At 43.2% G+C, this 22,564-nt stretch carries 22 protein-coding genes; 2 read left to right on the top strand and 20 right to left on the bottom strand.

Annotated elements, in window-relative coordinates; all coding sequences use genetic code 11:
• Window positions 1-48 precede the first annotated feature (48 nt).
• The 5 genes from yhaM to E2L07_RS01295 all read right to left on the bottom strand — a co-directional run bounded on the left by yhaM (window position 49) and on the right by E2L07_RS01295 (window position 6,524).
• Window positions 49-1,011, bottom strand: coding sequence for a 3'-5' exoribonuclease YhaM (gene yhaM / locus E2L07_RS01315; RefSeq protein WP_134228624.1), 963 nt, complete (start codon window positions 1,009-1,011; stop codon window positions 49-51).
• Between the two features lie 232 nt (window positions 1,012-1,243).
• Window positions 1,244-2,443 (bottom strand): MFS transporter, encoded by a 1,200-nt coding sequence (locus tag E2L07_RS01310; protein WP_134228623.1) that lies wholly within the window; start codon window positions 2,441-2,443, stop codon window positions 1,244-1,246.
• A 10-nt stretch (window positions 2,444-2,453) separates the two neighbouring features.
• Window positions 2,454-3,884 (bottom strand): sensor histidine kinase, encoded by a 1,431-nt coding sequence (locus E2L07_RS01305; RefSeq protein ID WP_134228622.1) that lies wholly within the window; start codon window positions 3,882-3,884, stop codon window positions 2,454-2,456.
• Entirely contained in the window at window positions 3,881-4,564 is a 684-nt protein-coding gene (locus tag E2L07_RS01300) for a response regulator transcription factor (RefSeq protein ID WP_053431632.1), read from the bottom strand. Before E2L07_RS01300 ends, E2L07_RS01305 begins: the two co-directional genes overlap by 4 nt.
• A gap of 241 nt (window positions 4,565-4,805) precedes the next feature.
• The gene (locus E2L07_RS01295) at window positions 4,806-6,524 is read right to left on the bottom strand and encodes an IS1182-like element IS660 family transposase (RefSeq protein WP_134228621.1); all 1,719 of its coding nucleotides are present in this window, start codon (window positions 6,522-6,524) and stop codon (window positions 4,806-4,808) included.
• Window positions 6,525-6,591: 67 nt separating this feature from the next.
• Between E2L07_RS01295 and E2L07_RS20700 the strand changes: the two genes are divergently transcribed.
• On the top strand, window positions 6,592-6,750 hold the full coding sequence (locus E2L07_RS20700; RefSeq protein ID WP_153231704.1) for a hypothetical protein: 159 nt from the start codon (window positions 6,592-6,594) through the stop codon (window positions 6,748-6,750).
• A gap of 72 nt (window positions 6,751-6,822) precedes the next feature.
• Here E2L07_RS20700 and E2L07_RS01290 read toward each other — a convergent pair whose 3' ends face one another.
• The 9 genes from E2L07_RS01290 to E2L07_RS01255 all read right to left on the bottom strand — a co-directional run bounded on the left by E2L07_RS01290 (window position 6,823) and on the right by E2L07_RS01255 (window position 12,803).
• The gene (locus tag E2L07_RS01290; protein ID WP_010897341.1) at window positions 6,823-7,179 is read right to left on the bottom strand and encodes a hypothetical protein; all 357 of its coding nucleotides are present in this window, start codon (window positions 7,177-7,179) and stop codon (window positions 6,823-6,825) included.
• 117 nt (window positions 7,180-7,296) lie between these two features.
• The gene (yidC, locus tag E2L07_RS01285) at window positions 7,297-8,130 is read right to left on the bottom strand and encodes a membrane protein insertase YidC (protein WP_041820389.1); all 834 of its coding nucleotides are present in this window, start codon (window positions 8,128-8,130) and stop codon (window positions 7,297-7,299) included.
• Between the two features lie 49 nt (window positions 8,131-8,179).
• Window positions 8,180-8,449: a hypothetical protein gene (locus E2L07_RS01280; RefSeq protein WP_010897338.1), complete on the bottom strand. Its 270-nt coding sequence runs from the start codon at window positions 8,447-8,449 to the stop codon at window positions 8,180-8,182.
• Between the two features lie 94 nt (window positions 8,450-8,543).
• Window positions 8,544-9,821 carry an ABC transporter permease gene (locus tag E2L07_RS01275; RefSeq protein WP_134228620.1) on the bottom strand — a complete coding sequence of 426 codons (1,278 nt, stop codon included), beginning with the start codon at window positions 9,819-9,821 and terminating at the stop codon, window positions 8,544-8,546.
• On the bottom strand, window positions 9,814-10,713 hold the full coding sequence (locus E2L07_RS01270; protein WP_053431634.1) for an ABC transporter ATP-binding protein: 900 nt from the start codon (window positions 10,711-10,713) through the stop codon (window positions 9,814-9,816). The genes E2L07_RS01275 and E2L07_RS01270 overlap by 8 nt, the downstream gene beginning before the upstream one ends.
• 30 nt (window positions 10,714-10,743) lie before the next feature.
• On the bottom strand, window positions 10,744-10,902 hold the full coding sequence (locus E2L07_RS20695) for a hypothetical protein (RefSeq protein ID WP_166740000.1): 159 nt from the start codon (window positions 10,900-10,902) through the stop codon (window positions 10,744-10,746).
• Window positions 10,899-11,597, bottom strand: a complete 699-nt coding sequence (locus E2L07_RS01265) for an ATP-binding cassette domain-containing protein (protein WP_134228619.1) — start codon at window positions 11,595-11,597, stop codon at window positions 10,899-10,901. Before E2L07_RS01265 ends, E2L07_RS20695 begins: the two co-directional genes overlap by 4 nt.
• A complete protein-coding gene (locus E2L07_RS01260; RefSeq protein ID WP_053431636.1) occupies window positions 11,594-12,001 on the bottom strand; it encodes a GntR family transcriptional regulator in 408 nt (135 codons plus the stop codon). The genes E2L07_RS01265 and E2L07_RS01260 overlap by 4 nt, the downstream gene beginning before the upstream one ends.
• 52 nt (window positions 12,002-12,053) lie before the next feature.
• On the bottom strand, window positions 12,054-12,803 hold the full coding sequence (locus E2L07_RS01255; protein WP_134228618.1) for a hypothetical protein: 750 nt from the start codon (window positions 12,801-12,803) through the stop codon (window positions 12,054-12,056).
• Between the two features lie 147 nt (window positions 12,804-12,950).
• Here E2L07_RS01255 and E2L07_RS01250 point away from each other — a divergent pair, with 147 nt between their 5' ends.
• A complete protein-coding gene (locus E2L07_RS01250; RefSeq protein WP_010897332.1) occupies window positions 12,951-13,130 on the top strand; it encodes a YhzD family protein in 180 nt (59 codons plus the stop codon).
• Between the two features lie 348 nt (window positions 13,131-13,478).
• Here the strand turns inward: E2L07_RS01250 and E2L07_RS01245 are convergent, their stop codons facing one another.
• The 6 genes from E2L07_RS01245 to E2L07_RS01220 form a co-directional block, all read right to left on the bottom strand.
• Complete coding sequence (locus E2L07_RS01245; protein ID WP_134228617.1) at window positions 13,479-15,503, bottom strand: ABC transporter ATP-binding protein; 2,025 nt, start codon at window positions 15,501-15,503, stop codon at window positions 13,479-13,481.
• Window positions 15,500-17,251, bottom strand: a complete 1,752-nt coding sequence (locus E2L07_RS01240) for an ABC transporter ATP-binding protein (protein WP_134228616.1) — start codon at window positions 17,249-17,251, stop codon at window positions 15,500-15,502. The genes E2L07_RS01245 and E2L07_RS01240 overlap by 4 nt, the downstream gene beginning before the upstream one ends.
• Before the next feature lie 622 nt (window positions 17,252-17,873).
• Window positions 17,874-18,725 (bottom strand): sensor histidine kinase, encoded by an 852-nt coding sequence (locus tag E2L07_RS01235; protein ID WP_134228615.1) that lies wholly within the window; start codon window positions 18,723-18,725, stop codon window positions 17,874-17,876.
• Window positions 18,632-20,125 carry a hypothetical protein gene (locus E2L07_RS01230; RefSeq protein ID WP_134228614.1) on the bottom strand — a complete coding sequence of 498 codons (1,494 nt, stop codon included), beginning with the start codon at window positions 20,123-20,125 and terminating at the stop codon, window positions 18,632-18,634. The genes E2L07_RS01235 and E2L07_RS01230 overlap by 94 nt, the downstream gene beginning before the upstream one ends.
• A 13-nt stretch (window positions 20,126-20,138) precedes the next feature.
• The gene (locus tag E2L07_RS01225) at window positions 20,139-20,861 is read right to left on the bottom strand and encodes a response regulator transcription factor (protein ID WP_233444601.1); all 723 of its coding nucleotides are present in this window, start codon (window positions 20,859-20,861) and stop codon (window positions 20,139-20,141) included.
• A 144-nt stretch (window positions 20,862-21,005) separates the two neighbouring features.
• On the bottom strand, window positions 21,006-22,502 hold the full coding sequence (locus tag E2L07_RS01220; RefSeq protein ID WP_134228613.1) for a coproporphyrinogen III oxidase: 1,497 nt from the start codon (window positions 22,500-22,502) through the stop codon (window positions 21,006-21,008).
• Window positions 22,503-22,564 lie beyond the last annotated feature (62 nt).

The following is a 22,564-nucleotide window of genomic DNA, read 5'->3' as shown; positions in this document are numbered from 1 at the left end:
CTCCTTTTCATTTCTTTCACATTCTATGAAAAGGAGAGACAAGTTATGCTATGAAAGATCTAAAGGGGGTTCATGAAAATTCGGTTTGTAGAAAGAGCGATTGTCCATTGCCTTGATTCGCTCTGAAAACTCTCCTGGTTGTACCCGTTCCAAGGCACAATCCATCATGTTCATCTTGGCGTCAATGTTATCAATCATATGTAAAATTTCAGCTTCACGGATCAGCGGTGGCTTTGGACTTCCCCACTCTCCCTTGCTATGATGGGCAAGAACAAGGTGTTGAAGGATGACCACTTCCTCGCCTTCTATGCCGAGCTCATTGGCTGTCTCCCCAATCTCATTGACTAAAATGGAGATGTGCCCGAGTAATTTTCCTTCAATCGTATACGTTGTATCAATAGGCCCTGATAGCTCTTTTACTTTTCCGAGGTCATGCAAAATGATGCCAGCATAGAGCAGATCCGTATCAAGTGTCGGATAAAGCGCGGCTAAAGACTTCGCAACATTCAACATACAAACGACGTGATACGCAAGCCCTGATACAAACTCGTGATGATTGGTTGTGGCTGCTGGATACTCTAAAAAGGCTGTCTGATGCTTTTTTAAGAGGTGACGTGTCATTCGTTGAATCTTCGGGTTTTTCATTTCAAAGATGTACTGCGTAATTTGTTCCAACATATCGTCAGGCGAAAGGGGGGCAGAGCGAACAAAATCAGATACTTTCACTTGGTCCATCGCCGTCGTTGGTCGTATGCTCCCAATTTTCAGTTGCTGTCTGCCGCGGTATTCGGATAGTTGTCCACTAATATGAACGATGGCCCCACTCACAAACGTCGCCTCATCTTCAGGAGAACAGCCCCATAACTTTGCCTCAATCTCCCCCGTGTGATCACTTAGGATCAACGTCAAAAATGGCTTACCGTTGCTTGCAACCGCCTTTGTTGCCGATTTAATCAAAAAATAGCTTTCTAGCGCTTCCCCTACTTGATAATACAAAATGCCTCTGCTCAACAGTTCCTCACCTCTAATCTTCGTTTCCCTACGAGTTTATCATTATTATAGCATAGTCCTTCTTTCACAGCCTTCCCTATGCGAGCGATAAAAGTGATGAACAGCTCTACCACATATCTAGGCATTCCTAAACAAAACTCAGGGATAGCCGGATCCTTTAGCAAAGCTGTAGTAGCACTTATACTTAACTTTCGAATGATCTTCATTCTTTACTGGAAAAAAGCCGAACCTATCACGGGCTCGACTTCTCAGGGTGCTTCCCTTGACTTGCTCTTTTTGACAACCAACGAAAGGTTGCACCTAAACTAGCAAACATAACGAACGCGCCAACGGTGTAAGGGAGAAACATATTCCACTCAAATAATAAACCTGCTAGAAGGGCTCCTACGACGTTTCCTAAACTAAGAAAGGAGTTATTCAAGCCCATGATCATTCCTTGCTGATCCTCTGCCATTTTTGATAGAAAAGATTGAACGGCTGGGCGCAAAATCGAGTTTCCTAAAAAGAACAAGCACGTAGTTGCAATAACCGTCCAATAATTAAATGCTAGCATCATGATTAAAAACCCTATACCGCTCAGACTGAGAGAACCAAGGACTACTTTTTCCTCTCCATATCTTTCAGTTAATCTTCCTACTAGACTCCCTTGGGCGATCGCACCTACGATCCCTGTGAGGACCATGATGAATCCAACTTCACTCGGATTATAGTGAAAGCGATGAAGGGCATAGATGCCAAAAATCGTTTGAAAATTGGCTAGTCCAAAGCTCAACCCAAACACAAGAAAGAGCAAAAAACCGATAGGACTACGGACCGCCTGCCACATTTGCACAAATTGGTTCACAGGTTCCACTTCAGTTTTACGCTTTTCTAACGGTAACGATTCAGGAAGCCATAAGAGTGAGAATATGGCAGCGAAAGAAGCCGCAAACCCAGCGAATAAAAATGGTGTCGCTAAGCTGAATTCTGCTAGCCAACCACCGATCCCTGGGCCGACGACAATTCCGAGAGCCATAGACGCACCAAGCAGCCCCATGCCATGTCCTCGTTTTTCTTCGCTCGTCCGATCAGACACATACGCCATCGCGGCTGGCATAACCGCTGAACCAAATGCCCCTGCAAGTATTCGGGACACGAACAACATCCAGAACTGTGTGGCAAAAGCAAAAATAAATTCTGCTACAGCAAAGCCGAACATACCTACCGCAATTAACGGCTTTCGCCCCACTTTATCAGAGAGTCTTCCCCAAAAAGGGGCCAACAAAAATTGCATGAATGAAAAGATGGCAATTAACAATCCTAGTTCAACGCTCGATGCCCCGAATGCTTCAATATAATAAGGTAGAATGGGAATAACTAAGCCGATGCCCATCATGACGACAAACATATTGACCATCAGCATGAGCAACGGTTTTCGTTCAGAACGGGTCATCTAAACATCCCTACTTTAAACGTTTTTGAACTCCTTCTCCATTAGTTACTTTTCGATCTCGCCTTTTCTTCTGCTTCTTCTCTTTTTCCTCTTTCACAGCAGGAATCGAGATCGTAAATTTCACACCTTGTCCCGTATTTTCAACGATCGCTTCTCCTTGGTGGAGTTCAGCAATTTGCTTAACTATCGCAAGCCCGAGCCCAAACTTCCCTTTGTTTCCTTTATAAAACGGATTAAACAATTGTGGTAGATCTGCATCCGGAATGGGCTTGCCGTTGTTTTCAACGCTAATTTTCAACAAGTCAGCATCTTCGGTTGCTCGAATCCAAATGGTATCTTTTGCATAACGTAAGGCGTTTTCTATTAAATTTTCGAGAAGAACTTCAATTTGTTCTTCATCTCCAAATATTTTCTTATCTGCGCCTTCAACAATTATTTTTACATCTTCCCGCTGCATGCGAAAACGTTCTTCGATCGTAAACGCAACTTTACCAAAGAGAAACACCGAGTGCTCCACCCGTTCCTCTTTAATCGAATCGAGCTTTGTGTAATAGAGCATGTCAATCACTCGACGCTCCATACGATTCGCTTCTTCCGAAATGACATCCATTGTCTTCTCAATCGAATCTTTTGGTAAAATGCCATCTTTTACTGATTGGGCATAGCTTTTAATAACCATAATCGGCGTCTTTAATTCATGAGAGGCGTGCTGAATAAATGTTTTCTGTGACTGGTCATAGCGAACAAGGTTTTGCCGCATCCGTTCAAATTGATTTGATAGCTTCTGAAAATCTTCGTCGCCTTCCCACTTGAAAGGCTCTTTCCAATTTCGATCAGCTATTTGTTCGAGACGGTTTCCTAATAGAATGAGCGGCTGACGCAAATAATGCTTTAACCAAATGGCCGGCAACAAACTTAGGGCACTTGAGAGCAATAAAATATAAAGCAGTCGTTCCCATAATCGGTTGACCATCGAATCGCGATACGTGTCCCACATGTAAGAGATTAAATAGCCTTCTCGCCCAAAGCTGTTAAATTTCGTTACCACATAAAAAATCGTTGCACCATTATAGCTTAATTCGTAACGACCTCTGGACTGCTCTTGATTAAACGCCTTTTGGGCCATTTCATGTAACACCTCGGTCGGCTGTGGAACATCTCCATAGGCAGATTCACCGAGAGATGAATTAATTTGAAAGTGGTAAACGAACGTATCGGCTTCTTGGCGTTCTCGGAAATCGACATCATTTCGCGGCGGATTCATATAATCAATCAAAGGGTTCACCTGACGTGCCTGCGCTAATTCGATCATACGATAGGTCTCTTCTGTCATCGTTCCTTTAATCGAAATAGGATAAATAATAATGATTGACAGTCCCACGAGAAAGATGAGTGAGGAAAAGGCAAGCCAAATCCTTTGTGTTAAATTGACGCGAATCATGAAGAGAGAACCCTGTACCCGTACCCATATAATGTCTCTAAATGAATCCGCGGCATTTTCTTACGCACCCTCCGAACGACATCATCAACCGCACGCTCAGAGCCGAAATAATTTTCTCCCCAAACATGCTCAATGATCCGCTCTCGAGAGAATGCTTTGCCGATGTCTCCTGTCAATAGCAAGATTAAATCCATCTCTTTTGTTGTCAAATCGACAGACTCATCATTATTTTCTTGATCGATGACCGTACGTCCCACTGGATCAATGACATAATGATTAATTTCGATCTTTCGTTGCTCCTGTGACGAGGAACCGTAAACACGATTTAAAAGCTTTTTCGCTCGAATAATTAATTCTTGCGGCAGAAAAGGCTTAGCTAAATAATCGTCACTCCCCATCTCAAGTCCTAAAACCCGATCCAAGTCTTGATCCCGAGCCGAGATGAAAATGACAGGGGTATCCCCTTTTTCTTTAATTTGCTTTAATAATTGATAACCATCTGTTCCCGGAAGCATAATATCTAGTATCCATAAGTGAGGCTGTTGTTCACTAATGGCTTCTTGTGCTGCATTTCCATCAGTAAACACTCTCACACTCCATCCTTCTTTTTCAAGATACGCTTTTAATACTTCAGAAAGATTTGCTTCATCTTCTACTAAATGCACGAGATATTCCGACATCTTGCATCCTCCTTTATACCGCTTTCTAGCGATACTTATCGATTATTTTAACTGATTTTCAATCCGAGAATAAACGAATTCAAACTTTTTGATCGGTTTCCCATACTTTTCATGAAACGACCACGGCTTTTAAGTCTCATTCCATATTATTTCCTGGGAAAACACCCTTTATCTCGAAGAAAATTCACTAAAGAGAGCCCTTTATCTATCTATTATGTAGTATAGCAAATTTCAGCCATCGTCAATAGCTTGTCCATTGCATAATGGAGCTGTCCCAAAAGCACCTTAAAACATAAAATCGGGAGAACCGTTTGATGCGGTTCTCCCGATTTTTGTGTTGATTTGTATTCTTTAGTTCCTTCGAGCGACGATCCACCGTCGCTCGTTTCCTTAGGTTGTGGGCAAGAGCCACAAGCCCGAGTTCGATGTGCACGCTTTCCTTGCCACGAAGATGTAGCCTTCGGAAGCCGAGGTTTTGTTTAACATGACCAAATACGCTCTCCACATCCGTTTTTCTTTTTTGGTAGAGCGTTCGGCCTTCTTCGCTTTTCAGTTTTTGATGTTGCTTCGCTTTCAGTTCCTCATACACCGGGTTGTAGTGTACCTGTCGATTTCCCCGGGCCTTCGTACACTCCGGCTTCAACGGACATCCTTCACATGACTCACACTCATAGACTTTAAAATCCCGTGCATACCCATACGGATCGGTCCGCTTGGTGTATCGTTTAAAAGAGACTTTCCGCTGATTTGGGCACCAGTACACATCGTCCGTCTCATCATACCTCCAGTTGTAGGGATGAAAGCGTTTCTTCGCAAAGGAACGTTTCTGTTCTTGGCGGAATGTATGGGAGGGAATGAGCGTCTCAAACAGTTCGTCTGCCATCGCCACATAATTAGATTCACTCCCATAGCCCGCATCGGCAATCAATGTCTTCGGAAGAGGAAGTCCGCTCTCTTTGAGAGCCTCCACGTGGGGAAGAAGGCAGCGGGTGTCAGTAGGATTCGGATGGACCGTATAAAAAAGAATAAACTGATCCTGAGTCCCAATCTGCCAGTTGTAGCCTGCTTTTAACTGCCCATTCTTCATGTGATCGTCTTTCATCCGCATAAAGGTGGCATCTGGATCGGTTTTCGAATAGCTATTCCGCTCCCCCAAGAGGCGAAAAGACGTTTCATACTTCCGAAGCCGAGGCAAGGTGTCGGTCGTGAGTGTCCGATAGATCTTTCGGAGCGGTTTGAGCGCTTGTTTTTGTGCTTGCTTCTCTTTCTGGTCTGCCGTTTCTTTGATCTGTTCGTCTCTTTTGATGAGTTCCTGTTCCACGGATCGGGCGACGGCTTGAAGCACTTCACTGGAGATACGCTTTTCCTCTGCGTTTGTCTCCTGTTGGATCTGGATGCGATCCAGTTCCACTTGCTTCTCGATTTCTTGAAGCATTTCATCGATCTTAAGTTGAAGCTTCTCTTCATATTTTTGGACGCTCTTTTTCCAAACAAATGTATACTTATTGGCGTTCGCTTCGATTTTCGTCCCATCCAGAAAGTACGATGATCCATCGACGTAGCCTTCCTTGATCAGAAGATGCGTCAATGCCGAAAACAATGTATCCATCAACGGTTTCAATCGTTCCGAGCGAAACCGATTAATCGTCCGGAAGTCGGGTGTCTGTCTGGCGGCGAGCCACATCATCGGAAGATGTTCGGTCAAAGCCTTGGCGATCGCACGACACGAAAACCACTTTTGCGTGTACCCGTACAATAGGATTTTCGTCATCATTTTCGGGTGATATGCAGGACGACCGCCCCCTTTGTATACCTCGTCAAATAGCTGATCATCCAACGATTCGACCATGTCATTCACCACACGTGCTACATGGTTCTCTGGAATGAGATCGGAAAAATCCATAGGAAGCACGAGTTGATTCATGGTATACTGCTGATAAGTAGCCGTTTGGTTACGCAAAAAAATCGCCTTCTTTCGTTTGAATTTTGGTAGTGGTACCTTCATTTTAAACGATTGGGCGATTTTTTTGTATGTTCTTTCGCGCGTTAATGGGAGTCAAACGAGCGACAGGCGGCGACTCCTGCGGGAAAAGCAACAGCGGAAGATCGCCGAGAGTGGGGTTCTCGAGGAAGCTGGAGCGTTGCCCGCGGAAAGCGTCCGCCAAGTCGCCATTTCGAACGAATAAGCAAAGGAGCTGCCTCAAAAGATAGACTTTTGAGACAGCTCCGACCTTCTATTGTTATTCTTTCACCTTTCTTTAATACAAGGCAGCGATAGCTGTCAATGCAGCTAATGGTAAAATGAGTCGTCCCCAGCGCCTCGGGCGTGGAAAAAATGGATAAGGATATGGATAAAAATAAGGGTACGGATAATATGGGTAAAAGCGTTCTTCCCCCCTTGCTCCCATCATTTGCTGTGGTACCTGGCCATTCATTGAATAAAATAAGCTTTCATTATCCATCTCCATATAATCACCGTTATCATCAATCGGCACCAACAAAGATACATTTTCATGATCGACCTGTTCCAAAAACCCTTTATAGGTTCCGTACGGGTGAGTGTTCACTTGAACCATTTGATGCAAGTGCTGTTGACAAAGCATTTGCATATTCATGACATCATCCTCCTCTTCTTTTTCTTTCTATGCTATTCATCCTCATACCTATAGGTGAATGACTATTTCATCTAACAACCATCCGATCATTCATAAAAAAAGCTTAAGGCACAGGCCTTAAGCTTTGTTAGGTTTCGATGATTTTTGCTTGGTTTGTTCGACTTCTAACGGTGGTGCTTTAACGACGATAAAGTACGTTTGAATAATCATAAAGATGTTCCCGATCACCCAGTATAGGGAAAGAGCCGATGGAAGGGATAGCCCCGCGATGATGATCATAACCGGCATTACATAAAGCATCACTTTCATCTGCATTTGCATCATGTTCGCCATTGGGTTATCGGAATCGGACGGATTCGTCTTTTGCATCTGTTGCTGATGGCTCATCGTCATTTTAAACTGAAAATACGTTGTGATCCCAGCAACAAAAGGCAAAATGTAGTCAGGTTGTCCTAGATCAAACCATAAAAACGTATGATAACGAATCTCCTCTGTTCTCATAATCGCAAAATAGAACGCCATGAGAATTGGTAATTGGATAAAGAGAGGCAGACACCCTGCCATCGGGTTTACCCCATGCTTTTGATATAATCCAAGAAGTTCCTTTTGCATTTCTTGCTGTACTTTCGGATCTTTTGATCCCTTCTCTTTATATTTTTTCTGAATGGCTTCCATTTCAGGGCGAATCACTTGCATGGCACGCATGCTTTTTTGCTGCTTTAACGTTAAAGGTAAAAGAGCTAAACGAATCAAGATGGTGACAATGATAATGGAAAGCCCGTAGCTACCGTTTAGCAAGTTCGCCACCGTTGTAATTAGCCATGACATCGGATATACGAAAAAGTGGTTCCAAATTCCTTCCGATTCTGATGTAATTGGATCCGTTGTACTACAACCTGCTAAAGCTACCAATAGTAAAATCCCTGCGAAAAGTAATAAACGACGTTTCATATAATTCAAATATCCTCCTTCTTTTAAGCCGATGTTGTTCTTTTTTCTGTCAAGCGAGTATAAAAGAAGGAGCCTCTTCATCTGCTGACGATTTATCCTTAATCGAGTGAACCTTCGGATGATGAACAACCGATAAAGGACGAATGAACGCGGACACATCACTTGACATATGCGTCGAATCCAATTGCTTCCGCTGCCAATTTAACCGAAATGGCCGATCTACAGTGCGAAAGTAAAGTGGTGTAAAAGCCGTAATCACCATTACCGCTAGGGCAATTGTCAACGATAGTGCCACCATTTCTGAAAGGACGTCAAGCACGCTCATTCGCCTCCTTTCTATCACAAAGTATTTTCATCATACCACACTCTATGGCAGTTTCAAAAATGATTTTTGAACTTTTTCCACTAGATGCCTATCTTTCTCGTTTTGATAGAGCAAGCGCCGTTTTTATATGTTTCCACGAAGAGCTATTCCCATATAATAGCACCCCTCCTCGATAGACACGGGCAGCTAGTATTGCAAACAATCCGATCGTTCCTACTAAAAGGGCAATGGATAGGGCGACTTCCCATAACGGGACATCAAGCATTCCCACCCGCAAAAACATAATCATCGGTGTGAAAAACGGGACGAATGACGTAACCGTGACAAACGATGACTCTGGTGCATTCATACCAAACATAGCGATAAAAAACGCAACGATGACGAGGAAATTAATCGGGCCTACCGCTGAGTTTACATCTTCAATGCGACTGACGATGGAACCGAGCATGGCTGCAAGAGTAGCAAATAAAAAGTAGCTTAAAATGTAAAACAATAGTGCGTACATCATTAGTCCGACAGGTAATGCGTCTAACGATACGAAATCACTCACCACCCCTAACCCTTCTCCTGTTCCAGCTGACATCCGAAGAAGTGCATTCACTCCTCCTATGAGTACAATGAGAAAAAATTGACTGAGTGCCACAAGAGCAATACCGACAATTTTCCCGAACATATGGGTAACAGGGGATACACTTGAAATCAAAATTTCCATCACTCGGGAGGATTTTTCCGTTGCCACTTCGGTGGCGATCATACTGCAATACATGATCACTGAAAAATAGATAACGAATAATAAGATCACTACAAGGAATGAAGCCTGAGCAACCTCTTCTTCGGTTTTAACAGCACCTTCCCCTTCCTCTACAGGTTCTGTCGTAAATGAAACAGGGGCGTAGATTTGCTGGAGTTGTTCGTCAGACAGACCGAGATCAGCCGTTGCCTGTGCTTCTTTCACTGTTTGCATTCCATGCTGAAGTTCGGCCGTTACGGCTTGATTAACCGACTGATAATAATATGTTGCCTCCGGTACATCTGCCCCTTCCCTCAGCACAAGCATTCCGTCAAACTGACCAGAAGATACAGCTTCTTGCCCCTCCTTCTCGGACTCTGTAAAAGAGGTCAGCACAATAGCTGATTGTTCTCTGTCCAGCACCTCTGCAATCGCCGGATACCATTCGCCCGTTTCGTCAAGGATAGCAACATGTGCTGGCTCCTTCGACTCTCCCGCTTCAAACAGATTGATAATCAAGTCCACATTGGCAAACAAGAGCACGAAGGTGAGGGTAACCGCTGTCGAGATGACGAATACTTTTGATTTCACTTTGTTCATATAGGAATGGCCAACGACCGTCCAAAAATTATTCATATCGCGTCCCTACCTTCTCTACAAAAATGTCATGCAGGCTCGGTTCCTCTAATTCGAATTTTTGCACGAACCCTGCTGTCGCTACTGCTTGAAAAAGAAGCTTTGCTGTTTCTTCATTTGCTATCTGAAATTTTGCACCTGCACTTGTCTCTTGATGGCGTAGGACACCTGGAATGTCGACGAGGGGTTCAAGCGCAAACTCCCCTTGAATGATAACGTTTTTCTTACCAAAGCTTCTTTTGATATTCTTCAAATTTCCTTCGACGACTGGTGAACCCCGATGCAAAATGCATAGATGCTGGCACAATTCCTCCACGTGCTCCATTCGATGACTCGAGAATAAAATTGTCGTTCCTTCTTTTTTCAAGTCAATGACGGCTTTTTTCAGTAGTTCTACATTGACAGGATCCAATCCAGAGAACGGTTCATCTAAAATGAGTAACTCTGGCCGATGAAGGACAGACGCAATGAATTGAATTTTTTGTTGATTACCTTTTGAAAGCTGTTCGACTCGTTTATGTTCATATTCAGGTACTTCAAACCGCTCCAACCACATTTTCATTTCTTTTTGAATGTCTTGAGTTTTCATCCCTTTTAGCCGTCCAAGGTACTTGAGTTGCTCTTTGACGGTAAGCTTTGGATATAATCCTCGCTCTTCAGGTAAATAGCCGATGCAGTTCGTCCGTTTATAAGTTAAAGGTTGTTCTCGCCAATGAATCGTTCCTTCTGTCGGTTCAAGCAACCCAAGAATCATACGAAACGTTGTCGTCTTACCGGCACCGTTTGCTCCGAGCATTCCGAACATCTCTCCCTTTGGAACAGACACGTGTAAATTATTCACGGCCGTAAAGGTGCCAAACTTTTTGGTTACCCCATCAATTGTTAAACTCATTAGCATTCTCCTTTTTTCTTTCAATACGAACTAGGACACAGATACGTTTCTTTTTTTCAGCAAGCGAACAATTTCGTGTAGCTCGAGCGGTTGTGTCTCCACTTTCTCAAGAGCAGCAGCTGCTATTTGTTCCTCAAAACGAAGAGCATCGCTCGTTATTATTTCTATTCTCGTACCTGCTATTTTCATAGATACGACGTTTTCCTCATTTTTAATGATGCATTTCCTTCAAGCCAGAAGCGCCCCCATGAAGATAATAGCCGGTCCTTTTCATAGAAACCGAGCATTTGACCTTGATGAAGCACCAACAAGTAATCTGCTAATTCTTTCACTTCTTGCGCAGAATGAGTAGCGAAAAGCACAGTCGCTTGCTCATGTCCGGTTAAATAACGAATCAATTCATCCTTCATTTGCTCTTGTCCATCCATATCCACTCCTGCAAATGGTTCATCAAGGAGAAATAGGTTTGGCTTTCGAGCAATGGCCATACTAAATAGGGCTTTCTTTTGCATTCCGACAGAAAGGGAATGAAGCGGTTTTTTCATCAGTAAAGAAAAGCTTTCCACAAGCCGCTCAAATGTTTTCTGATCCCATTTAACATACACCCCTTCATAAAGATAAGCTAACTCCTCAAGTGTAAACGCCTCAATGCCAATTAGCTGTTGCGGGACATAAGCTGTATCCTCCTTCCAACCTTCCTTCCGCTCCCACGTTCCATGATTGGCTTTGATAAGATCCATCCACAGGCGGAAAAACGTTGATTTCCCTGAACCGTTATCGCCAACAAGCGCCGTCACCGTCCCTGGTTCAAGCGTAAAGGAAATCGGACCAAGGCTAAAAGAAGCGTCCACTTTTTTGATTAAGTGATGGCAACCCCATGTCATTCTTCCCCTCTCCCTTCTTTTTCTTTTTGTTGCTGAATGATCGTATGCACCATGTCTAACAACTGCTCGAATGAGTAATCATGACGCCTCCCCGTTTCAATTGCCATTGAAAGTGTATGATAGACAGTGGAGAACTTTGTCTGTTCTTTTATTTCATCTCCAACCTTTGCAACAAACGTCCCTTTCCCTTGAGTTGTTCGGATGTACCCTTCCTGTTCCAAGTTTTGATACGCTCGCCTTGTCGTAATGACACTACATGCCGTTTCCTTTGCCAATGCCCGGATCGACGGAAGGGGATCCCCTTCATTTAAATGACCTGAAACGATTAATGCTTTAATTTGCTCTTCGATTTGATGATAGATTGGCGACCGACTGTTTTGTTCAATTTTAATAGGAAGCTTCACTTCACTCCCCCTCTCTTCAGCGGTTTAAGTTGTTTTTCGAGCCATTCACGAACTACACATGATAATCAACTTTTCTCCCTAACCGTCTTAACTCAAGTTTCCACAATTGATGGCATAATACTACTAAGATCACAGCCCCCGTTGCCGTCACAAGCGGATAAGCTACACTCAGATGAACGATAAAGTGGATAAAGCCATTCCCATCCGTCAGCCGTGAAAACAATGTTAGAAACGCAATAGCTCCCCCGTAAATGAGAACTACATAGAGCCAGATGACGAGCTTATTTCGATAAAGAGCACCAGGCTCTGCTGCTGGAAACATGCCGCTCATGATCATCCCGAGCGCTAGAAAAGAAATAAGATAAAACGGAAATTGACCAATCGGCACCGCCTGTCTAAGCCCATCGGAAAATAGATAGATCCCGCTTAATATCAGCACCGTACCCGAAATATAGAAGAGATAGTGAAGAAAAAACCAACTTTTAATTAACACCTTTTCCGATAGAGGTGTTTGTTTAAGAAAGATAAAGAAAGGAGAAACATAGAGGTTTCCTTTCAGCTCTTGGACTTGAAATGGCCTATGTCGGAATACATATGGTGTATAGACAAGGACAAACAAAAAAATGCAATCAAAAAAGGTGACAATTCCAATTGAAACTTGACCGTCCATATAGAATGACATCATTTCAGATCCAAAATAGATCGCCAGTGCCATAAGAGCAGCAGCCATTAAATATCGACGCAGTGGTGTTGCTTTTAACTCAAACATGACCAATCGTTTAAGTACTTCACGTTCGTTCATGCCCAATCCTCCTCACTGTTTATGTGTTAATATCTATATACACAGTATAACAAAAGATTCTTTTTTGCAATCCCAAAAGTGAAAAATACGTTTTTCTTGATTATATAAGCGATTCCTTTTACACTAAAATCAAGGGAGGGCTTTCACATGAATTACTTTCTAACCGTGTATGATCCAACAGGAGAAAAACTTCTTGATGAACAACTTGAAGCTTCATCTGATGCTGAAGCAAAAGAGTTAGGTGAGCTAAAACTAAAGGAACACGGGTATGAGGAGCACACCCACCGCATGATCCGTTCCGGAAAACTATTATTGTTCCACCGCTAAAAGACCGAGCAAAAGTTTCTGTCTCGGTCTTGCTTAATCAACTGTCAAGCCCCCGCACCGTGTTACTTAACCACGTTCAAGCCGTGGAAAAAAGACTATTAGATGAGGTCGTTCTTCTTCCCCTTTATCGGCTACGCCAATATGCATACCATCCACCAACATTGCAGGATGTTCACTTAAATTCATACGGATGGCTCGACTATACGAAAGCTTGGTTTATGGGGAGGTGAAAAACCATACCAAAAATCCCACTCGCTTATTCTTTCTTTTCTTATATTGGTTACAATCACCTGTTAAAGATTTATAGTACAAAAAGGGTGCCCCATCACGGGACACCCTTACATGTCATTAACCGGCTGTACTTGCAGCACTCCTCTCTTGGTTTTGCAAATGATACATTTGCGCATAAGCACCGTCTCGCTCCATTAGTTCATCATGAGTCCCTGACTCAATGATCTTTCCTTTATCAAGAACGAGGATTTGATCCGCATTTTTGATCGTTGATAGTCGATGGGCAATGACAAATGTCGTTCTGCCGCGCTTTAGCGCCTCCAGCCCGCGCTGAATAATCGCCTCCGTCTCTGAGTCAATATTGGAAGTCGCCTCATCCAACACTAAAATGGCTGGGTCTGCCACAAGGGCACGAGCGAAGCTAATCAACTGGCGCTGACCGCTGGAGAGGGTGCTTCCTTTTTCTTTCACTTCTTCATCTAACCCTTGCTCCAAATCGGCAAATACATGCTCTCCGTCTACTAATCGTAGCGCTTCCTCCATCGCCTCTCGCGTAATAGCAGGATTGGACAACGATAGGTTCGATGCGACCGTTCCTGTAAATAAATACGGCTCTTGAAGCACAATTCCCATATGCTGACGCAAGGCCTGTGGCGAGATCTCCTTAATGTCTTGCCCATCAATCCGAATTTGCCCCTCATCGCAATCGTAAAAACGGAAGAGCAAATTCATGATCGAGCTTTTTCCTGAACCTGTATGACCGACTAAACCAATCGTTTGCCCAGGCTTGGCATGGAACGTTAAGTTTTTCAAAACCTTCTCGTTCTCTTTATACGCAAAGCTAACATTGTCGAACACGACATCTCCTTTAGGACGAGGAATCGTTTCATCGCTCACCTCTGTCCCCTCTTTATCCATTAACTCAAATACTCGCTCCCCGGCCACTCGCGCTTGCTCAAGGTTCGGCAGTTGATGGACGATTCGATTAACTGGCTCAAACAGTCGGTTCACATAATCGACAAATGCATAGAGAACACCAAGTGTTAGCGCACTACCAGCACCTAGCGACGTTCCAGCGATCGACCAAATAAGTCCAACGAATACGAGGTTTCGTAACACCCATGAAAGGTTATGACCGGTAAGGGCATTCAAGCGTAGCAGCTTCACTTGGTCACGGTAATGAGAGTCATTCAGACGATCAAACGTGTCAGCAGAATCTTTTTCCCGAACAAACGCTTGTATGATGCTCATCCCTTGAATGTTTTCGTTCATGGATGCATTGATTTCACTAATTTTCGAGCGAATTCGATGATTGATCGCCGATGCGTACTTTCGGTAAAGCACAATCCACAACACAAGAATCGGGATTAAGCCGAGACAAATGAAGGCAAGGCGAACGTCTAACAAAAACATCGCAATATAGATCCCAATCATGTAAATAATACTCGTAAAAAAATTAGCTAAAACTGCGACATAGAGCTCCCGAATGGCTTCCGTGTCATTGGTAATTCGTGAGACGACCTTCCCTGCTGGCATGTTGTCAAAAAAGCGTACAGGAAGACGCGACAAATGATTAAACAGATCGATCCGCAACCGTTGAATGATACGATTGGCGGCCTTTTGCAAGTAAAAGCGTTGACCGTATTGAAAGAAGGATGCGACAACCATCAGCCCAAAATAAAACAACAGCAACTGGACAATCGGGCGAATTTCTGGTGTAAAAAATGCCATAACCTCTTGAGTCGTAAGCGGCACTGCTTCCGTCTCATACATGTCATCTCCTACTGTTACTCGGAGCACGCCATCATTGTACGATTTCGCCCCATCCATTGGGAGCGGCTCTTCTGTAAACACGAATGTCAAGCCAACTTGCGCAATTTGCACCTCATGCTCTCTCGGTGCATCGTCTGGCATGTACGTCTCGCGAATGTACCATGTCCCATTGTATTCGACGGCTTTTGCTTGTTCGGTCGTTTCATACCATGGCTCCTCGATACCCGTAATATGACGGTCAATGATAGTCATCGCAATAAATGGACCTGTTAATCCAGCCGCCACGCTGACCGTTAACAAAGCCAACGCAAACAAAATTGTCTTTTTACTCGTTAATGCATATTGATACAATCGTTTTCCTGCGGTCATGGGCTCACCCCCTCTACTGGATCAAGCGCTTGCCTTCGCGCTTGCTCTGCGTACCAACCGTCTTTTTGGAGCAGCTGTTGGTGAGTCCCTTCTTCGATTACGCGGCCTTCGTCTAATACGAGAATTCGGTCTGCGTGCTCTACAGCAGAAATACGATGCGTCGTAATGACTGTTGTTTTACCTGCACGTTCCTTGCGAATATTGGCAATTATTTTCGCCTCTGTTTTCGCATCAACCGCTGACAATGAATCATCTAAGATCAAAATGTCAGGATCAGCGATGAGGGCGCGAGCAATTGAAATTCGCTGCTTTTGTCCCCCGGAAAGAGCCACCCCTTTTTCACCGACGAGCGTCTCTAACCCGTCTGGTAGAAAGCTTAAATCTTGATCAAATGCTGAAAGACGAATCGCTTTTTGTAGCTCTTCTTCCATCGCATCCTGCTTTCCAAATAAAATGTTTTCCTTCACCGTTTTTGAGAAAAGAATATGATCTTGTGGAACGTAACCAATCCACTTGCGGACATGTTGTTTTTCCATATCACGAAGAGCTGTATCCGTTAACGACACTTCCCCTTCATGGATCGGATAATATTTTAATAGTTGTTTCACAAGTGTTGTTTTCCCGCTGCCCGTTCGGCCCACAATTCCGAGCGTCTCACCTCTATTCACTTGAAACGATACTTGCTTCAATTGCGTTCCTTTTGAGCCAGGGTACTTAAAGGACAACTGTTGAAAGCGAATATCTTGAAAATCGGTCGTGTTAGTTGGCTGCTCAGGATTCGGGACATCCTCCCGCTCTCGCAACGTTTCGTCTATTCTGTCAAGGGAAGCGCTGCCTCGCTGCATAATGTTGATTAGTTCCCCAATCGCAAACATTGGCCATATTAACATCCCAAGATAGACATTAAACGTCACCAATTGGCCGAGAGTAATTTGTTGCTGGAACACTAAGTAGGAGCCAAATCCTAACCCGATAATATAGCTCATTCCAACGATTATGTTGACGGCTGGTTCAAATAGCGCATCGGTTTTCGCTACAAGGATGTTTTTTTGATAGACATTCTCGCTCATTTCGCGAAAATGGTCTTCATCTGCTCGCTCCTTACTGAACGCACGGATGACTCGTAATCCCCCAACCGATTCAAGCACTTTATCGTTTAAAGAGCCAAACGCATCTTGTGCCATCATAAAGCGGCCATGAATTTTTTTCCCTAGCACCGTAATGATAATCGCCATTAACGGCAACGGTAGGACAGCGGCAATGGTAAGCTTCCAATCAATCAACACGCACATGGCAATCAAGATCGTAAACATAAACACACTTGAATCGATCAGTGTCAATATGCCAAACCCAGCTGTATTAGATACCGCCTTTAAATCGTTCGTTCCTCGTGCCATTAAGTCACCCGTTCGCTGCCGTTCATAGAAAGTCGGGTCCATCTTGAATAAATGACGCATGAATTTACTGCGTAGCTTCCTCTCAATGACAAAGGCACCACCAAACAGTTTGGACATCCATACAAAGGTTAGACCGTAACTGATGACCGTGATTAAAGTAAGTATTCCTCCATAATAGAGGCCTGATTGAACCGATAATTGACCCATTTGAAAGTCGTCAATGGCCAGCCCTAAAATCCATGCTGGTGCAAGATCGGTAATGCCAACAATTAATAAGAGAACAAGCGCAATCGTGTAGCGCTTCCATTCTTCTTTAAAGAACCAAGATAATTGACCAAGAACTCGTAACATGACAATTGTTCACTTCCTTTTTCTTATTCGGACACTAACCGCCTTCTAGCTCCATCATTTTAAACAACTGAATGGTTCGTTTCATTTCAAATCACCTCTGTTATTTTTTCAAAACAAGTAGATGAAACCGTGTGAATAGAGGGAAAATTCCAACTGTTTTCTTCAACAAAAAAGGCACCCACGCAGCCGTGGATGCCTTATGATTTGAAAAATCATGAGGAAACCAGTTGTATAACCGAAACAGCTGCTATGCGCAGCCAGAGATCCCGTCAAGATTCATATTTAACAGGAGGCTACGCTTTTCATGAAATTGTCGTACGTCCATCATGCCATGATCTCTTTTCATGATCAGCAACCTCCTTTCATCTACTCGTTCTATGCCTTTATATCTTAATCGAAACTTTCCTCAATTGCAACGGAAAAATGAAGATAATGGTAACTTTTTTACTTCTTACTCTCTAGACTTATTGGTAGAAGTCATCGTTTTTCTTAGACTTGAGCTTTAAAAGCGAAAAAAGCACCTAATTGGCGAAAAAATTATTTATCTGTCTACCTATTAGGAGCACTTCTCTGACTACTCTATCTAGATGGGATACATTTTTAAAACCACTGAACTCTCTTTCTAATTTGTCATCGGCAACTGAATAATCACCTTAAACAAATCCCCATCTACATCGATGTCTAAATATCCTTCATGGAGGTCGACAATCGATTTAGCAATGGCAAGTCCTAACCCAGACCCTTCCGTGTTTCGCGACTGATCTCCCCGCTTAAATCGCTCAAGCAGTTCATCCACATTGTCGCCTAACTCATACTTGGCGATATTTTTAATAATAATTTCGACGGTTTCTTTCTTTTCTTTGACCGATAGATAAACTCTCGTATGCTCCAAAGAATACTTTAAAATGTTTTGGATCAGATTATCAAACACACGCCAAATTTTTTGTCCGTCTGCTTTTATATATAAAGGCTCCTCTGGAACCGAAATTCGTAGTTGAAGGGACGACTGTTCGAGCGCTTCTCCATACTCAGCTAGCGCTTGTTGTAACAACTGCAACACATCGACTGTTTCCAGAGTTAATTCGATGTTGCCGCTTGACATTTTTGATGCCTCAAACAAGTCGTCGATTAATATTTTTAGCCTTCGCGCTTTGCGGTCAATGATCTCAATGTAATCTGCTCGTTCTTGTTCATCAGCGTCCTTTAACAGTTCTGTATACGTAATGATCGAAGTCAATGGCGTGCGCAAATCATGACTTACATTCGTAATCAATTCCGTTTTTAATCGCTCGCTTTTGGCTTGCTCTCGCTCTGATTGTTTCATCCCTTTCTTCATCGTATTAATGTTTTGGGCAAGAAGGGCGAGAGCAGAACGGCCTCTTACCGGCAAATCTTGGGGGGTATGCCCGGATTTAATGTCCCGTGTATTGGCCACAATTTGATTGATGTAGCCTGCTTGACGAAACAGATACACAAGTGTGGCCCTAAAACGAGCAGAGTGAGTGGAAAATAGATGAGCAACAGGGGCGGATGATATAATACAGCCGCAGCTCCTACTCCAAATAAACCAACAATCATCATCATCAATGCCCACTGAAACCCTGTCGATAAATCTAAAAACGCTTCGCGAATCGTGGAAATAATCAAGAACAATAAGCTATTTCGCCATTGGGCGCTATGGACGTCAGGATCTTTCACGACATCAAGTAACAAAACGAGCTGACTAAAGGTAACAAATGCAAGGAAGATGAGACATCCTATGACAATCACATGCTCTATCGTGTACGTATATGCAAACTGTCCTTCTTGCGCAAATGTGAACAGAAAAGCCAAGTCGATGAATAGCGTGATGAGGAAAGCGCTATAACGAAGATCAATCGGAAGCTTTTGATAGGCCCTCTCAAAAATCCCGCCTCTTAGTGCTCGGAAAGGTGCCTTTTTAAGACTAAACCATAAACCTGCTAATAAAAGGACAAATCCGATGCCCCCTTCATAGATCATCCGCTGCTGTTGCAACTGGTAGTATTCATAATTAGAAACGAAGCGATTGCCCTTTCGTTCACTTGCAATCGCTAATTTCCCTTCTAAAATTGGATACGAGAGGTCTCCGGTTAGAGCCTCAAGATAATAGTCCATATCTACATATTCATCATCCATTACATAATCTCCATGAAGGAAATCGTAAAAGTGATGTTCGAACCGATACGTCTCCGGCGTTACCGGATGATCATCCCCTGTCCCTTTCACAGATGTTTCATATAAAAACCTTTCGTCTTCTTTCATTTCTTCCCACGTTTGATCGCTTGACAGGTTCCAAAACGTCTTTTCCGTGTTGCGATCTTTTAACACATAATAAATGGATTGCTTGTAGTTATCATATAAAGTGCGATCTCTCTCTAACCTTTGAAATAGTTCATCGAATCGCGCCTCTTTTTCCTTAAGAATTTTCTTCTTTACATGTTCATCACTTTCAAAATTTAACGTGATGTCTTTTATTTTTTCATCTCGTTCGTTTTCATAGAACTGAGCTAAATCTTCATTCTCCTCTAGGCGGGCAAGCTGAATCTGCTCCTCGTATTGGGCGTGGATATTGGCAACTTGTTCGGCCAGTGTACCGTATCTGTACCGGTGTTCATTAATTTCATCCTCTGTCACCTCAAGGTTTGCCAACAATTCGGCCTTGTTTGTCTCTATGATTTCATATAGATAAAAATAGCCCCAAAAATCATCCATCTCTTCGGCAAACTCATTCGAATCAAAATAGTCCTTCGTATAATACGGGGCTTTTAACAATGCTGAAGCAACTAATGCAAAGCCGATGGTGATCAACACTAACCATAAGAGCAGAATTTGAATGTCTCTTCCTCGTTTCATCGATTTCCTCCGTTCATCGCTCCATCTTGTAGCCAATTCCCCAAACGACTTTTAAATGTCTCGGGTTGCTAGGATCGATTTCGATCTTTTCACGAATTTTTCGTATATGAACAGCGACTGTATTTTCTGATGATTGAAAGGACGGTTCGTTCCAAACACGTTCGTAGATTTCTGCTATCGAAAACACCCGGCCTGCATTAGTCATCAACAATTCAATAATTCGGTATTCAATCGGTGTTAGCTTGACAGGTTCGCCATAAGCTTTTACTTCTTTCGCATCAAGATCAAGCGTAATCCCGTTCAAGTTAATAAGCTGCTTTTTCTGTTCATATGTACCGAGATTCACGTATCTTCTAAGCTGAGACTTTACTCTCGCAATGAGCTCCAGCGGGTTGAACGGTTTTGTTACATAATCATCACCGCCCACTTGCAATCCCAGTACCTTATCAGCTTCTTCACTTTTCGCACTGAGAAAAATAATCGGGATGTTACGGGCTTCACGTATCTTTAACGTCGTCTGTATACCGTCAAGGCGAGGCATCATCACATCAAGAAGCATCAAGTGAATATCTTCTTCATTTAAACGTTCGAGCGCTTCAATTCCGTCTTTCGCTTGAAAGACGTTCATCCCTTCATTTTTTAAATAGATGGTGATTCCTTCACGGATTTCCTTATCATCATCGACCACAAGCACGTTATACCCCTGAGTCATTTGAACCGTCCCTTCCTTTCCCATGTCAAACTCTATTGTAATGATGAGATCTTAACAAATACTTAGTAAAAATCTGAAGAATTTCTTAAGAAATCATTGGAGAAAGATGCAATAAAATAAATCACCGCGGCTTTGCTTATGCCTTAAGGTGATTCATTTTATCCGTATCTATTTAGTTGCATATTGAAATAACTCATTTAGCTTATCAAGCTTTTCTTCTGTATACTGTTTAAACCGTTCGTTATAGGTTCGTGGGTCTTTCGGGTTTGCATGTCTCGAGATGTTCCCTGTCCCCGGTTCTACCCATTTACTCGTCGCCCCGCATCCAAGACCGATAATGGTTTGAACTTCTTCCATAATGACGATGTTGTAGAGGCTTTCTTTTTCAGGCAAGGCATACCCGACATTTTCTAAATTCCCTAAAATGTTTTTCTGCCGATACAAATAGTAGGGGGCATATTCATGGTCTTCGGTCCAGCTACTCGTCATCGCCATCATCTCGGCAATTTCATCCCGAGTTGCTACCTTGTATTTATCACGGTTTTTCGTCATTGTGGACGCTCGCTTAAAGGAAAGCGTGTGAACCGTCAACGATTCAGGCATAAGCTTCTTCGTCTCTTCTAGAGAGCGAGCCATCTCCTTTGGCCCTTCTCCAGGTAGCCCGATAATTAAATCCATGTTAATATTCTCCATCCCTAAATCGCGAGCCATTTTGTATTTTTCTATCGTCTCTTCCACCGAATGGTGACGACCGATCGCTTGCAAGGTTTCATTTTCAAACGATTGGGGATTGATGCTAATCCGATCAACGTTCCACTTTTTCAACACTTCAATTTTTTCAGGGGTAATCGTATCAGGTCGCCCCGCTTCAACGGTCAATTCGCGTACTTGATTCATTGCAGGGAACGAATCATATAACGTTTCATAAAGAGCATCCATTTGCTCAGCCGTAATGCTCGTTGGCGTCCCTCCGCCAAAATAAACCGTCGTAACGGGTATTTGATGGTCTGTTAACCACTTGCCCGTTGCTTCGATTTCATAATGAAGGCCGGCTAAAAAAGCCTCTACAGAGCCATTTTTCCCGTTAATTGCGTAAGCAGGGAACGTGCAGTAAGCGCATTTCGTCGGACAAAACGGAATACCAATGTAAACACTCACACCCCGATCGAGCTCGTCCAAGTCTGGAAGAACGGCAAGCTGACGCTCAACAATCCGTTCCAGTAAACCGACTTTTTCTTCTGAGACTCGATAAAGATCTTTCAGCTCTTTTCTTATCTGTTCACGGTTTAAGCCAGCTCTGCGCATTTGGTGCATAAGCTTTGTCGGCCTTACGCCTGTTAACACGCCCCACGGCTGCTTCAACCCAGACCATTGCTCCATCACATCAACAAACAAAAAATTTAAGACTCGCTTCATAAGCTTTTGTTCATCCGCCCGATCAAACATCGACCACTCGGGATATGAAAATAAGGTCGTGAGCGGTTGTTCTAAGCTCGCATGTCTCAGACAAGCACGTGCTTTTAGATTGGATAAAAGCTCGAAGGAAACATGAAGATCAGCTTCTTGCTCTCCCCATAAAATCTCTGGTTCTTCGATAAATAATTGTGCTAAATGAGTGATTTGCTGTTCATAATGGCGATCAAGCCCGTGTATGGAAACGTTCATTGTCACTAACTCCTCATGTCTATCCTTTTCAAAATCAAACTAAGTGTACCCAACTAGAAACA

The sequence above is a fragment of the Halalkalibacterium halodurans genome, assembly GCF_004376175.1.
GTDB classification, from domain to species: Bacteria; Bacillota; Bacilli; order Bacillales; family Bacillaceae_D; genus Halalkalibacterium; species Halalkalibacterium halodurans.
Note: the sequence above shows the minus strand (reverse complement) of the source record. Positions and strands in the feature narration are given on the sequence as shown.

Bases quoted from the DNA above. Each gene is read 5' to 3' on its own strand.
- E2L07_RS01305 (WP_134228622.1), bottom strand. From the start codon at position 3,884: ATGATTCGCGTCAATTTAACACAAAGGATTTGGCTTGCCTTTTCCTCA.
- yidC (WP_041820389.1), bottom strand. From the start codon at position 8,130: ATGAAACGTCGTTTATTACTTTTCGCAGGGATTTTACTATTGGTAGCT.
- E2L07_RS01300 (WP_053431632.1), bottom strand. From the start codon at position 4,564: ATGTCGGAATATCTCGTGCATTTAGTAGAAGATGAAGCAAATCTTTCT.
- E2L07_RS01245 (WP_134228617.1), bottom strand. From the start codon at position 15,503: ATGACCGCAGGAAAACGATTGTATCAATATGCATTAACGAGTAAAAAG.
- E2L07_RS01240 (WP_134228616.1), bottom strand. From the start codon at position 17,251: ATGTTACGAGTTCTTGGTCAATTATCTTGGTTCTTTAAAGAAGAATGG.
- E2L07_RS01250 (WP_010897332.1), top strand. From the start codon at position 12,951: ATGAATTACTTTCTAACCGTGTATGATCCAACAGGAGAAAAACTTCTT.
- E2L07_RS01230 (WP_134228614.1), bottom strand. From the start codon at position 20,125: ATGAAACGAGGAAGAGACATTCAAATTCTGCTCTTATGGTTAGTGTTG.
- E2L07_RS01225 (WP_233444601.1), bottom strand. From the start codon at position 20,861: ATGGGAAAGGAAGGGACGGTTCAAATGACTCAGGGGTATAACGTGCTT.
- E2L07_RS01270 (WP_053431634.1), bottom strand. From the start codon at position 10,713: ATGAGTTTAACAATTGATGGGGTAACCAAAAAGTTTGGCACCTTTACG.
- E2L07_RS01255 (WP_134228618.1), bottom strand. From the start codon at position 12,803: ATGAACGAACGTGAAGTACTTAAACGATTGGTCATGTTTGAGTTAAAA.
- E2L07_RS01275 (WP_134228620.1), bottom strand. From the start codon at position 9,821: ATGAATAATTTTTGGACGGTCGTTGGCCATTCCTATATGAACAAAGTG.
- E2L07_RS01220 (WP_134228613.1), bottom strand. From the start codon at position 22,502: ATGAACGTTTCCATACACGGGCTTGATCGCCATTATGAACAGCAAATC.
- E2L07_RS20695 (WP_166740000.1), bottom strand. From the start codon at position 10,902: ATGAAAATAGCAGGTACGAGAATAGAAATAATAACGAGCGATGCTCTT.
- E2L07_RS01310 (WP_134228623.1), bottom strand. From the start codon at position 2,443: ATGACCCGTTCTGAACGAAAACCGTTGCTCATGCTGATGGTCAATATG.
- E2L07_RS01265 (WP_134228619.1), bottom strand. From the start codon at position 11,597: ATGACATGGGGTTGCCATCACTTAATCAAAAAAGTGGACGCTTCTTTT.
- E2L07_RS01290 (WP_010897341.1), bottom strand. From the start codon at position 7,179: ATGAATATGCAAATGCTTTGTCAACAGCACTTGCATCAAATGGTTCAA.